Raw genomic sequence first — 13,504 nt, 5'->3', positions numbered from 1 at the left:
CTTCCCATCTGCGCTGTGGATAGAAACATTCCGAAAAATTCCGACCCGACAACACACGTAATTGCGTTTCAATCTGGCAAGATATTGTCATTTAACGTGTATTGAAAAAGCCCCCCCAGGGGATTACCTAGGTCCACGTAAATTGTTCGTGATGAAAGATTAGGAAAATCATTGAGATGGAAGGGAGGTTCAGCAGAGAATACCTCAAGCAACTTCATAGAATATTTTATATTTCTAGAGAGATAGACCGCCTTGAGCGAGAATTCATTAAGCAAGGCATAGCACATTTTCATGTGTCGGGCGCCGGGCATGAGTCGACGGCGCTGCTCAACGAGTTCCTCCAGGAAGACGACTGGCTGCATCTTCATTATCGCGACAAAGCCTTGATGCTGGCGCGCGGCATGCCAATTCGCGAGTTTTTCTCCAGTCTTCTCGCCACCGCCAATTCCCATTCCGCCGGCCGGCAGATGAGCGCGCATCTTTCTTCCCGCGCTCTCAACATCACCTCGATCGTCGGTCCCGTCGGCAACAATGCATTGCACGCAGCCGGTGTCGGCGCGGCGCTGAAAAACAGGCCCGGCAAGCCGATCGCCATCTGTTGCGTCGGCGACGGAACGACACAGCAGGGCGAATTCGTCGAGGCCGTGGCCGAAGCGGTACGCAGCCAATCCCCTGTCGTCTTCGTCATTGAAGACAATAGCTTCTCGATCTCGACCCGGACGAGCAAGCAGACCTTCTTCGACCTGCCCGGCGGTCCGGCTTCCTCTTTCTACGGCATCGATATCATTCGCACCGACGGGGACGATCTGACGACCTCGCGGGAGGCCTTCAGCAAAGCAGTTCGCCAAAGCCGCGAAAGCCGCACGCCTAGCATCGTGCTTCTCAACGTCGAACGCTTGTCAGACCACACGAATGCCGACGATCAGAAGACCTATCGCACGACGTTGGAAATTGAGACGAGCTCCTCTCGCGATCCACTGCCCAACCTGCGCGCGCTGCTCAAAAATGCCGGCATCGATACCAATGAGCTAGAGGCGATCGAGCAGGAACTGACGATCGAGGTACAGGCGGAAGCCGCTCTTGCTCGCAAGGAAGATGCCCCGAAGGTCGAACCGGAAGCAAAGGCTCCCTACCCCGCATCCTTCGGCAAGGCGACGGAATATCGCGGCAACGAACGCGAAGCCACGTTGACGATGCGTGAGGCGCTGAACGATGTGTTGGAGCGTCAGCTTGCCGCCAATCCGGATGTCGTGCTGTTCGGTCAGGACATCGAAGATCCGAAGGGCGACGTCTTCGGCGTCACTCGTGGTCTCAGCACCAAATATCCCGACCGCGTGCGCAACGCCGCGCTGACCGAATCCACGATCGTCGGCACCGCCGTCGGCCGTGCGCTTGCCGGACAGCGTCCCGTCGCATTCCTGCAATTCGCCGATTTCCTGCCGCTTGCCTATAACCAGATCGTCTCGGAAATGGGCAGCATGTTCTGGCGCACCAATGGCGCCTGGGAATCTCCCGTCATCCTGATGGTCAGCTGCGGCGGCTACAAGCCGGGCCTCGGCCCCTTCCATGCCCAGAGCTTCGAGGGCATGCTCGCCCATACGCCCGGCATCGACGTCGTCATGCCATCGAGCGCCGGCGATGCGGCCGGTCTGCTCAATGCCGCCTTTCAATCGCGGCGCCCCACCGTCTTCCTCTATCCCAAGGCGGTGCTCAACAATTCGGACGGCCGCACCTCGCCCGACCTCGACAAGCATTTCGTCCATCCCGGGCTGTCGCGCCACGTGGCCCGCGGCCGTGACCTGACGTTGGTCAGCTATGGCAACACGGTGTCCTTGTGCGCGAATGCAGCCAAGGCGTTCGAAGCCCAGGGCTTTTCCGTCGAGGTGATCGATCTTCGTTCGATCTCCCCTTGGGACGAAAAGGAAGTCCTGGCGAGCGCCAGACGCACACGCCGTCTGATCGTTGTCCATGAAGACAACCGCACCGTCGGCATGGGGGCGGAAATCGTCGCCACGGTCACCGAGAAGACAGATGTGCCTGTCGTTGTGCGCAGACTTGCGCGGTCCGATGCCCACGTCCCCTTCAACTTCCGCAATCAGTTAGAGACCCTGCCGTCCTACAGCAAGCTTGTGGATTTGATGGCAGAAGTCCTCGAATGCGAAGTGACCTGGCACGAAGAGGACGACAGCGGCCCGACTGCTGCCATCAAGGCCATCGGCTCCGGCCCCGCCGACGAGAACGTGTTGATCACCGATCTGTTGGTCAAGCCTGGCGACACGATCGAAGTCGGCCAGCTCGTTGCCGTTGTCGAAGCCACCAAGGCTTCGGTAGAGATCTGCGCCAATATCGGCGGCGTCGTGCAGGAAGTCTTCGCCAGGGTCGGCGACCAGATCGCCACCGACAGCCCCCTCCTGACAGTCGATGCCAATCGCGAGAGCAGCGAGCGGAACTTCGCGCTCGCCTCGGAAATACAGAACAAATTCGTCCTGCGTCGCCTGAAATCGCATTCCATTCCGACATTGCGCCGTCATTCCGGCAGCTTCTCGGAGATCGCTGTCAGCGGCATTGGTTATGCGACGGGCGGTCGCCGGGTCGCCAACGACGACATCATCCATCATTGGCCGAACCGGCGCGCGGACGAGATCTTTGCCCTGACCGGCATCAAGAGCCGCTATTGGGTAGCTCCGGGCGAAGGCACGCTCAGCCTTGCGACCAAGGCCGTGCAAGATCTGTTGCGCCAGACCCAGATGACGATCCACGACATTGATCTGGTCATCGCCGCGACCGGAACGCCTGATATCGCCACCCCATCGCTCGCAAGCCGCGTTGCCGTTGCCGTCGCCGAAGACGGCGTGCGGCCCTCGCTTGCCGCCTATGACATGGGCGCCGCCTGCTCCGGCTATCTCTACGCGCTGCAGCAAGCCCATGATTTCATTGCGCAACAGAATGACGCCAAGGTGCTGATCGTCACCTCGGAAGTCCTGTCGCCGCTGCTTGATATGAAGGATTTCTCCACCGCCATCCTGTTCGGCGACGCCGCCACCGCAAGCCTGGTGACGACCCGCGAGATGGCGCGCAACCCGATATTCACGGCCAGCCGCCCCACCATCAGCGGCCGGCCGGAGCCGGGCGATCTTCTCTATGTGCCGCTGCCTGATGACGGCGTCATTGCCATGAATGGCCGTACCGTTTTCACCGAGGCGGTCCATTCCATGTCCCGCTCGATTGAGGACGCCTGCGTCGATGCCGGTATCGAACTTGCCAACCTCGATCTGCTGGTGCCTCACCAGGCCAATCAGCGCATTATCGACACCATCGCCAAGCGCAGCGGTCGCCCCGCGCTGAGCGTCATCGAGAATTATGGCAATACCAGCTCCTCGAGCATTCCGCTCGCCATGATGCACGTTGTCAACGAGCGGTCCGAACCGCTCAATCTAGGCCTCGTCGCCTTTGGCGGCGGCATGACTTCGGGCGCGGCCATCGTTCGCACCATAAAATAGCCGGTTCTCCGACTTCGCTTCGGCAAACATGCTTCGCGTCCTGACCGGGCGCGGGGCAACGGCCTGACATGGCCGCATTTTGAGGGAAATTCCACGAAAACGCGAACGCCAGCCCGGCGGCGATCCCCCATAGCGGGCGCGAAGCATCAAGTTTTTGCAACTTATGCGGCCCATCCTTCATTACAATTCATTCATGTTTGCAGATGCAGGCTCTTGAAAAGCACTCGAGCGGTGCTTTACTTGAGGTACATGGCTAAGACACCCACCCCATCGCACGCAACGGACCTGCGATACGAACTCGCTCCCGATGCGCAGGCACGACAGGCGATGGATGAGACCTTCGCCGCATACAGGCAGATGATGACGCTGCTGGCAGAGATCGTTCCGGACAGAGCCGGTGCGAACCTCGTCAGGCTGCATGACCTCGCCTATGAGACTATCCGCGAACGCACCGCCTTGCCCGCGCGCCTCGTGACGCTCGGCCTGCGGGATTTTGCGGCCAGCAGAGGTGAGCTGACGGCCACGAACCGCCTGCCGCTCGATGAAAAACTCTTTGCCATCAAGGGTCCGTCGGACCTGACAATCTCGACGGTGCGCGGCCGCTTTGCCGTGCCCTTCGATGTGGCCGGTTATTTCAAGGGCTGGGAAAGCGTCTTTCCCGCCTATTTGATCGCCGATGACGGCCGCTACGAGATTCACATCGGCGTAACGCCCAACTCCCCCCGAACGGAGGAAAACATCATGACGAATGAAGGCATTCTTTCCCGCATGGGACGGCTGATCGCCGGCCTCGCCAACACCGCCATTGACAAGGTGGAAGGCGCGAACAAGATCGCAGTCATCGAGCAGGCGCTACGGGAGATCGATGCAGCCGCAGACGATGCCCGCACCGATCTGGGTAAGGCGCGCGCAGAGGAATATCGCATCCAGAGCCGCCGCACGGAAATCGTCGATGACCTAGCAGTCCTCGACGAGAAGATCCGGCTTGCCGTCTCCGCCGACCGCGATGACCTCGCCAAAGCCGGTGTTGCCCGCCAGATCGATCTCGAAGCGCAGATCGCGGCGCTCGACAGGGCGCTCGCGGATGCGCACGAGCAGATTGACGAGGGTCAGAAGGCGCTGCAAGCCATTCTCGCCACACGCCGCGAGGCAGAGGCACGGCTTATCGACTTCAAGCGCAGCGTGGCCCGGCACACACCTGAGGAAACGACGGGTGGAAATCCGCGGCCGACGCCGGCAGCCGGCGCCGCTCGCGCCGCATCCGCCGTCTCTCGCTTGACGGGAGTGCCGTCGGGGGAACCCGCCACCAGCGCCGAGCTCGATGAGCTCGACCGCCTGCACCGGGAGCAGGCCATCGAAGCACGCCTTGCCCGCTTCAAGGCCAACGGCCAGTAAACGATGCACCTGTTTCTCGCACCCGAATGTGCGCCTTTTGCCATCGCGGCAATGATCCTGTTCGGACTGACCGTTGTCGAAATCCTGTCGATGCTGCTCGGCTTCTCGCTGAGCGAACTCATCGGCAAGCCGCATTTCGAAGGCCATGACGGCGTGATCGCCGGCCTGCTCTCCTGGATCAATATAGGCGGCGTGCCGCTTTTGATCCTGATCATGCTGGTGCTCGGCATCTTCGCCGTGACGGGGTTCGCCATCCAGACAGTTGCCGACATGATGTGGACGCCACTGCCAGCGATCATCGCCGCACCGCCGGCCCTGCTCGTCACGATACCCCTCGTCCGGGGTTCGACACGCACGATCGCCAGGATCGTGCCGCGCGACGAGACCTACGCCGTCGATACCGTCGATTTCGTCGGCCGAACCGGCACAGTTTCCATCGGCCCTCTGGATCAAGGCCTGCCCGGCCGCGTCAGCGTCAAGGATGCATACGGCAACTGGCATCAGCTGCGCGCCAGCGCCGCCAAGGGTGAAAACCCCTTGCCGATCGGCGCCAAAGTTCTGCTTGTCGACCGCAAGGCCGACATCTTCATCGCAGTTTCCGCCCCTTCGGACCTCGTCGGTTCCGATGACCAATCCTCTACGGAGCAACATTCATGATTGGCCTTTACGACCTTATTCTCCCCGCGGGCATCGGCCTCGTCCTCATCCTCGGGATCGGCTTTGTCCTTGCCTCGCTGTATGTTCGTTCGAGCCGGGATGAAGCTTACGTCCGGACCGGTCTTGGCGGCCAGAAAGTCGTCCTCGACGGCGGCTCCATCGTGCTGCCGATCTTCCACTCGATCGCCCGCGTCAACCTCAAAACCCTGCGTCTGGAAGTCCAGCGCGGCGAGAACGATGCGCTGATCACCAAGGACCGTATGCGCGTCGATATCGGTGCGGAATTCTACGTGCGCGTCAAGCCGGATAGCTCCTCGATCGCGCTTGCCGCGCAGACGCTCGGCAGCCGCACCAACGATAGCGAGCAACTGCGCCAGCTGATCGAGGCGAAATTCGTCGACAGCTTGCGCTCGGTCGCAGCCACGATGAACCTCGATGCGCTGCAGGAGCAACGCATGGACTTCGTCAAGGCGGTGCAGGATGCGGTCGGTTCCGACCTGCAGTCCAACGGTCTCGAACTGGAATCCGTATCTCTGACGCGCCTCGACCAGACCGATATCAAGCACTTCAATGCCAACAACTTCTTCGATGCCCACGGTCTTGCCGCGCTGACCCGCGTCACGGAAGCTCGCAAGAAGGAGCGTAACGAAGTGGTTCGCGATACCGAAGTCGCGATCGCACAAAAGGACCTTGAAGCACGCCAACAGTCCCTCACCATCGAGCGGACAAAGCGTGAGGCCGAGCTGAACCAGCAGCGCGACATTGCCAACAAGTCTGCAGCAACCCGCGCTGAAACCGCACAGCAGGAGCAGGCAGCCAAGCGCGCGGAAGAAGAAGCCCGCATTGCTGCAGAGCAGGCCATCGCCGAACGCGAAGCCACGGCCAAACAGGTCCGCGAATCCGCCAACATCGACTCGACCCGCGCCGTGCAGCAGCGTGAGACGGAAGCCCGCCGCGACAACCAGATCGTCGCACAGGAAAGTGCCATCGCGGTTGCCAACAAGAGCCGTGAGGAATCGGAAGCCAAGGCGAAGGCCGAAGCCGCACGTGCCCTCGCCATCGCTGCCGAAGAAAAAGTCGGCACCGCCAAGGCCGTTGAGATCGCAGAACGTGAAAGGCAGATCGCCGTGATCGACGCCCAAAAGCGCGCTCAAACCCAGGCAACCGCCGTCACGATTGCAGCAGAAGCGGAAAAGCAGGCCGCCATCGACCAGGCGGATGCCATCAAGACGCTGGCAACCGCCGAAGCCGATGCCGCGATCATCAAGGCCAAGGGCATTCTCGAAAACGGTAAGGCGACGGCCGAAAGCGAAGCCCTGCTCAACGAGGCCCGCAACAAGCTCAGCCCGGCCATTATCGAGTTCGAGATCACCCGCGAGCGCATCCGCATCGTGCCCGCCGCTCTTGCCGAAGCGGTCAAGCCGATCGAGAAGATCTCGGACATCCGTATCTTCGACACCGGCGGCATGCTCGGTCGAAACGGCAACGGCGCCGCTGGCGGCAGTGGCGTTGGCCTTGGCGAAGGCCTGGCCGGCCAGCTTCTCTCCTATCAGGCCAACAAGCCGATCCTCGACCGCCTGCTCAAAGAAGCCGGTTTCGACGGCGACAATGCCATCTCGGCGCTGCTTGGCAAACTCGACGGTAAATCCGCTGCGGTAGAGCCGGAAGAAGAGTACCGCGACGCAACGGAAGAGACCGGCAAACCGGCTTAACGACTAGAGCATGTCGCGCAAAAGTGTGCAGCGGTTTTGCGACTACGACATGCGTGAAATCAAAGAGCTAAAGCGTGTGAAGCGAATCTTGGAGATCGCGACGCGCTTTAGGCCCGACCGAGCAAAAAGCAAACCCCGGAATCGACGGGGATTCCGGGGTTTTGTTGAATTCAACCGTCGAGAAAATCAGGGCTTCGGGCGATTTCGGAACGCCTCGGCTTCGGCGTAGAACTTCTTTTCCCATTCCTTGTGATTGTCGAGGCCTTCCTTGATGAAAGGCGTAAAGATCGCCAGGTTCATCAGCGCCCAGTTCACGAAGCGAGCCGGGAATTTCAGCGGCTTGACGAAATCGACGAAGAGCACGACGCGGGTCTTGTCCGAATGGTTCCAGGCTTCATGCTCATAGGCGTCGTCGAAAATCAGCGCCTTGCCTTCCTGCCAATGGCAAATCTGCTTGTCGACACGGATGGCAAGCTTATCGTTCGGCTCCGGCACGATGAGGCCGAGATGCAGGCGCAGCACGCCATTATAGGGGCCGCGATGCGCGGGAAGATGCTTGCCCGGCTCGAAAATCGAGAACATCGCCGTCGTCAGGCCGGGGATCTTCTGCACGGCTGCCCAGGTATTGGGGCACGCCTTGATGTTCTGTTCGGACTTCACACCGAAGCCAAGAAGGAAGAACGTCTTCCAGCGCGTGTCGGTCGAAATGGTCTTCACATCGGTCGAGATATCCTGGAAAGTCGGCAGCTCGCTCTGGCGCAGCAGCACCTTCTCAAGCTCGGCGCGGATCGCAGGATAATCCTTCTCGATCTCGGCAGCCCAAGGAAAAGTCTTGGTATCGTAAACAGGCGGATTGCCAAGCTTGGCATATTTGAGATTGAGCCCCTCGGCCCAGGCGACGATGCCCATGAAGAAGCGCGTCATGGCACTCGCGCGCTCCATAGGCGCAATCCCGGCCGTGCCAAAAGTCTGTTCCGGAGTTCGAGATTCGTTGGAAGTGGGAGCAGGTGCGCTCAAGGGACTCTCCGTCATGTCTGTCTTTAAGGGCTGTCCAGGGAGGAAATCTTCGCCAACGGAATCTGCATGCAAATCCCGAAGAGGCAACAGGCTTGAAGCTTGGGATGTCAGCCTGTCCCTTCCCGATTGACACCCGTCTCCTTGTGTTATGCGATGATCACAATAACCGATTATATGAGTTGAATAGTCGAATTTCGCAAGAGAGTCCGTTCGCAACGAACGGTGGTTCATCCTGGGATGAATCTCCGGCGATTCTCGAGAGGGATTCACCCCAGAATCGGCAAAAATGCGGCAAGGTCTAACGACCCGCCATCACTATGCGGCTTGAGCCTGAATTATTAGCCGGACAATTGCAAGTCCCGCAATCAGCGCGCAGATCGACAGGAAAACCGACAGGGCGACATAGGCTGCGGCCGGCATCCATTGCCCGCGTTCCCATAGCACGACGCTCTCCAGCGCAAAGGTTGAAAATGTCGTGAAACCGCCCAGAACACCTGTCGTCAGGAACAGCCGAACCTCCTGCGACACACCACCGCGGAAGGCGAAATATTCGGTCAGCAACCCCATCACGAATGCCCCGAGCACATTGATGATCAGGGTGCCGAAAGGGAACTCGAGACCGAGCAGACGGTTGGCAACCTCATTGATACCGAGGCGGAAGGCGCCACCAAATCCCGCGCCGAGAAACACGATGAGATAGAGCACGACAATCTCCAGTCGTCCTTGCGTCAAACCTTCTCGATCTTATGGGTATTTTCCCGCTGCGTCTTCAGGCTGCCATCACGAATATGGCGCAATGGCGTATCGGCGGGAAGCGCGCCTGAGGCCACGCTTTTTGCGATACCAAGACGCTGCGACAGGTAGATGCTGGTATGACCGCTGCAGATATAGGCAAGGAAGCAGGCGACGGCGAGATAGACGGTGTGTGTCGCCCCGAAGAGCTCGATGCCCATGATCATGCAGGCAAGCGGCGTATTCGTCGCACCCGCAAAGACGGCGACGAAGCCTAATCCGGCAAAGAGATCGGCCGGGGCGCCGAGAATGGCGGCAATCGCATTGCCAAGCGCGGCACCGATGAAGAACAAGGGTGTCACCTCGCCGCCCTTGAAGCCGGCGCTCAGCGTCACGATGGTGAAGACCGCCTTCCAGAACCAGCTCCAGTAATCGACCCGGGTCGGATCGAAAAAACCGAGGATCGTGGCATCGCCGGGATTGGGCGACCAGACGCCAAGCCCGAGATATTGCCGCGTTCCAAGCAGATAAACGAGACCGATCAATATGGCGCTGGCGATGACTGGCCTGAGCGGCGCGTAGGCACAGCGCCGCTTGAACGTCGCCGACGCTCTGTGCGAGACCTCGCTGAAGCATCGCGCGGCCAGGCCGAAGATGACGCCAGCGATACCGACCTTGACGAGCAGCAACGCATCCAGATGGAACGTGCTGGCCGCGGTGCCTGAGAGATAGCCGATATGATATTGGATATGTTCGATGCCCCAGGCATGGCATGTCCAATCGGCCGCGATCGCCGCGGCAAGGCTAGGGATCAGCGCTTCATATTGCATTCGCCCGATCGTCAGCACTTCGAGCGCGAACACGGCGCCCGCTATCGGTGTGCCGAAGACCGCCCCGAAACCGGCTGCGATACCCGCCATCAGAAGTATGCGGATCTCGGCATGGCTGAGCCGGAAGATTTTCGCGAAGGCGCTGGCAATGCTGCCCCCAAGTTGCACGGCCGTGCCTTCGCGTCCCGCCGAGCCGCCAACCAGATGCGTCAGAACGGTGGATACGAGAATGAAGGGTGCCATGCGTAGCGGCACGCCGCCGCCCGGCTCGTGGATCTGATCGACGATCAGATTGTTGCCTCCTTCCGAGCCTCGGCCGAAGCGCTGATACACCAGCACCATGAGGAAGCCCGCAACCGGCATCAGGAAGATCAGCCAGGGATAATCGAAGCGCGTCACAGTCGCCTTGTCCAGGCTCCAAAGAAACGCCGCGCAGAGCGAGCCGACGACCACAGCCATCGGCACGACCAGGAGGACCCATTTGAACAGGCTGCGAAATTGCTGAAAGCGATGTTGAAAATAGGCGGATGCGGACATCAGTTTGCCCCTTCCCCGAGGCCGCACAACGATCTCACGGGGATACTGGATGGGAAATGGGATTGGAATGACGGCAAGAAAAAAGACACGACTCTACTCCTTCGCCTTCTGGCGGTTTGAGTAGGAGTCATCAGCTTCCCTGGGAAAGTCAGAGCAGCGGTTCGGCCACCATGGCCCGGCAGAAATCCATTACCGTTGAGATTTCAATATAGAAACAGGCGCGCTGCTGTCAACGCATCGCGAGCGAAAGCATAGGGCCGGCGTCTTCAGACGGCTCTGGCAATCATCTCGATCGGCGCGAGCAGACCGCCTTCGACCGAAGTGTTGACGTTGTTGCTTCGCTCGCCTGCTTTCGGACCCATCAATGTGCGAAAGCCCTGGTCACGCGCCCCGCCTGCGGCGGCCTTGGCACGCGCCTCGTGCGCCAGGCGGATCGCCAGCGCGCTGCGATCCTGCTCCAGTTCGACCACGAAACCGGCCTCGTCCAGCAGACGGCGGTAGATATCGGGGCTGCGGACGAAGCTCGTCTCCGGATCCATCGCCCATGGCATTGGAAAGGGTAGCCCGCCGTCGCGCATCTGCATGACTTCGTAGAGACCGAAACGACCGCCCGTCCTGAGGATACGTCTGACTTCCGCAAACAGCCTCGCCTTGTCCTCGATGTTCATGCCGACATGAATGAGCGTTGCGCGGTCGAAACTGCCGTCCTCAAAAGGCAAGGCCAAGGCGCTCCCCTGCTGAAAGGACACCTGCTCCGCTAGACCACAGCGCGCCGTCAACGAATTGGCGACCTGAACGAATTCTTCGGTAAGATCTATGCCTGAGACGACGCATCCATAGGTATCGGCGAAATGGCGGGCAGGCCCGCCCAACCCTGACCCGATATCGGCGAGCCTCAAACCGGCGGAAAGATCGAGATCCCTGGCAAAATCCACCGTGGCCGCATGCCGCCCCAGGTGAAACTCATCGACGCCGGCCAGATCGCGAATGCGAAGGTTGTCGACGTCCCTGCCGTTATCGGCAAGGGATTGCAGGATCGCCGTTTCCAGCGATCCGCGTGTGTAGTGGTTGGCTACTTTTTCCTCGGTAGACATTGCATGCACTCCCAAGGCTGTGCCTGAAGGTGGCCGATGATATCAGACCTTCAGTTCGCGCCGCTCAGTTTCCGTTACCATGGCAAGATCCAGCACGCGCTGCAAGTTCGCCGCATGACGGAAGCTCGGATCCTGACTGCTACCGGTCATGACGGCCTCGGCGAACCGCTGGTAGTTGGTTGGGACCGGCGGCACCTCGATGACCCGCCACGTCGCCGTTTCGACATCATCGCCAAGGCAGCCGCGCAGCTCGGAGCCGTTCGGATTGTGGGTCACTTCCAGGCCGCCGCGCTCACCATAGATGCGCAGCTTCAACTCATTCAGATGTCCCGTCGCCCAGCGGCTCGCATGCACGACACCGAGCGCGCCATTGGCGAAGTCGACCGACATCGAGAAGCTGTCATTGGCATCAAGCGTATATTCGCCGATCCGCTCGCCGGGGGCCTTGGCAAAGGTCTTCAGGCGCGCGAAGACATGATCGATATCGGTCGCTGCGCCATAGGCGGCGAAGTCGAGAATATGGATGCCGATATCGCCAAGGACGCCGTTCGAACCGTGACCGGTCGAAAGACGCCAGAGCCATCTGGATTCGCTGCGCCAGTCGCCCCAGGCCTTCGAGACGAGCCAGCTCTGCAGATAAGACGCCTCCACGTGCCGGATCGTGCCGATCTCGCCCGAGATCACCATCTCGCGCGCCTTCTGCAGCTGCGCGACATTGCGATAGGTCAGATTGACCATGTTGACGACCCCTGCCCTTTCGGCAGCTTCCGTCATCTCAAGCGCCTTTTCATAATCCTCTGCAAGCGGCTTTTCGCAGAGGACATGCTTGCCGGCGGCAAGCAAAGGCAGCGTTGTTGGATGGTGCGCCTTGTCAGGCGTGACGTTGGTCGCCGCATCGAACTCGCCCCAGGCCAGCGCCTCGTCCAGTGACGAGAAACGCTTCTTGATGTCGAATATATCGCAAAAGGCCTTGAGCCTCGTTGCGTCCGTATCGACGGCGCCGACCACTTCGACGCCCGGAATGCGGGCAAAATGCTCCACATGGTTCTTCGCCATGCTGCCCGTGCCAAGTACTATGAGACGCATGGTGGACCTCAGCGATAACCGGCTTCGCCGGCCTGGTGCAGTCTCGGGCCGCGTTCGACGATCGGCTCCAGTGCTTTTTCGACCGGCACGTTCGGCGCATCATGAATGCTCGTCTGGGTGCCGAGCGGGTTGTGAGCCCACTTCACGGAGTTGATCAGGACCTTGTGAACGGTGTCGTTGTGATAAGTCGGATAGGTCTCGTGGCCCGGGCGGAAGTAGAAGATATTGCCGGCACCACGGCGCCAGGTCATGCCGGAGCGGAAGACTTCCCCACCCTGGAACCAGGAGATGAACACGGTTTCCAGCGGTTCCGGAACGGAGAACTGCTCGCCGTACATTTCCTCATTTTCCAACTCGAAATGCTCGCCGAGGCCAGCTGCAATCGGATGACGGGGATTGATGACCCACAGGCGCTCGCGTTCGCCCGCTTCACGCCACTTCAGCGCGCAGGGTGTGCCCATCAGACGCTTGAAGATCTTGGAGAAATGGCCGGAATGCAGGACAATGAGGCCCATGCCTTCCCATACGCGCTTGGCAACGCGCTCGACCACCTCGTCGCTGACGGCGCCGTGGTCCTTGTGGCCCCACCACAGCAGAACGTCGGTATCCTTCAGCCGGGCTTCGCTCAGACCATGCTCCGGCTCCTGCAACGTTGCAGTCGTTGCTTCAATACCTGCGTCGGCGTTCAGCGCCTTGGCGATGGTGTTGTGCATGCCTTCCGGATAGATTTCGGCGACAACCTTGTTTGTTTGCTCGTGAATGTTTTCGCCCCATACGACGGCACGAATAGTCATTGCGGCACTCCTTTTAATACCATTAGGTTTGAATAGTTTACGCAGTCCAAAGCGCTTTGGGAAAACGCTGTATTACGAGCCTCAATCAACCCTTCCAACGCACGACATAAAGCGTCCAAAGCGTTTTGACAAAGGCAAAAATAGCGATGA

10 protein-coding genes and 1 riboswitch are annotated in these 13,504 nt (G+C 60.0%); of the genes, 4 read left to right on the top strand and 6 right to left on the bottom strand.

The features are described 5' to 3' along the window. Window positions 1-176 precede the first annotated feature (176 nt). The 4 genes from ACIQJ2_RS09755 (at window position 177) to ACIQJ2_RS09740 (ending at window position 7,264) form a co-directional block, all read left to right on the top strand. Window positions 177-3,500 carry a thiamine pyrophosphate-dependent enzyme gene (locus tag ACIQJ2_RS09755; protein ID WP_400670010.1) on the top strand — a complete coding sequence of 1,108 codons (3,324 nt, stop codon included), beginning with the start codon at window positions 177-179 and terminating at the stop codon, window positions 3,498-3,500. 249 nt (window positions 3,501-3,749) lie between these two features. Continuing rightward, window positions 3,750-4,895: a PspA/IM30 family protein gene (locus ACIQJ2_RS09750; RefSeq protein WP_199142858.1), complete on the top strand. Its 1,146-nt coding sequence runs from the start codon at window positions 3,750-3,752 to the stop codon at window positions 4,893-4,895. A 3-nt stretch (window positions 4,896-4,898) separates the two neighbouring features. Next, window positions 4,899-5,552, top strand: coding sequence for an OB-fold-containig protein (locus tag ACIQJ2_RS09745; protein ID WP_400670007.1), 654 nt, complete (start codon window positions 4,899-4,901; stop codon window positions 5,550-5,552). Beyond that, the gene (locus tag ACIQJ2_RS09740; protein WP_400670004.1) at window positions 5,549-7,264 is read left to right on the top strand and encodes a flotillin family protein; all 1,716 of its coding nucleotides are present in this window, start codon (window positions 5,549-5,551) and stop codon (window positions 7,262-7,264) included. Before ACIQJ2_RS09745 ends, ACIQJ2_RS09740 begins: the two co-directional genes overlap by 4 nt. A 186-nt stretch (window positions 7,265-7,450) precedes the next feature. Here ACIQJ2_RS09740 and ACIQJ2_RS09735 read toward each other — a convergent pair whose 3' ends face one another. The 6 genes from ACIQJ2_RS09735 to ACIQJ2_RS09710 form a co-directional block, all read right to left on the bottom strand. Beyond that, entirely contained in the window at window positions 7,451-8,296 is an 846-nt protein-coding gene (locus tag ACIQJ2_RS09735) for an aspartyl/asparaginyl beta-hydroxylase domain-containing protein (protein WP_199142864.1), read from the bottom strand. Between the two features lie 300 nt (window positions 8,297-8,596). Beyond that, the gene (crcB, locus tag ACIQJ2_RS09730; protein WP_199142866.1) at window positions 8,597-8,986 is read right to left on the bottom strand and encodes a fluoride efflux transporter CrcB; all 390 of its coding nucleotides are present in this window, start codon (window positions 8,984-8,986) and stop codon (window positions 8,597-8,599) included. Between the two features lie 23 nt (window positions 8,987-9,009). Next, complete coding sequence (locus tag ACIQJ2_RS09725) at window positions 9,010-10,380, bottom strand: voltage-gated chloride channel family protein (protein ID WP_400670000.1); 1,371 nt, start codon at window positions 10,378-10,380, stop codon at window positions 9,010-9,012. A gap of 114 nt (window positions 10,381-10,494) precedes the next feature. Beyond that, window positions 10,495-10,583: riboswitch (Fluoride riboswitch) on the bottom strand. A 63-nt stretch (window positions 10,584-10,646) separates the two neighbouring features. Further along, a complete protein-coding gene (locus tag ACIQJ2_RS09720; RefSeq protein WP_400669997.1) occupies window positions 10,647-11,474 on the bottom strand; it encodes a class I SAM-dependent methyltransferase in 828 nt (275 codons plus the stop codon). Between the two features lie 42 nt (window positions 11,475-11,516). Continuing rightward, entirely contained in the window at window positions 11,517-12,560 is a 1,044-nt protein-coding gene (locus tag ACIQJ2_RS09715) for a Gfo/Idh/MocA family protein (protein WP_199142872.1), read from the bottom strand. An 8-nt stretch (window positions 12,561-12,568) separates the two neighbouring features. Further along, complete coding sequence (locus tag ACIQJ2_RS09710) at window positions 12,569-13,354, bottom strand: ThuA domain-containing protein (protein ID WP_199142874.1); 786 nt, start codon at window positions 13,352-13,354, stop codon at window positions 12,569-12,571. Between the last annotated feature and the right edge of the window lie 150 nt (window positions 13,355-13,504).

The sequence above is a fragment of the Rhizobium sp. NPDC092011 genome, from assembly GCF_044756305.1.
Taxonomy (GTDB): domain Bacteria; phylum Pseudomonadota; class Alphaproteobacteria; order Rhizobiales; family Rhizobiaceae; genus Rhizobium.
This window is presented reverse-complemented; position numbering and strand designations above follow the sequence as displayed.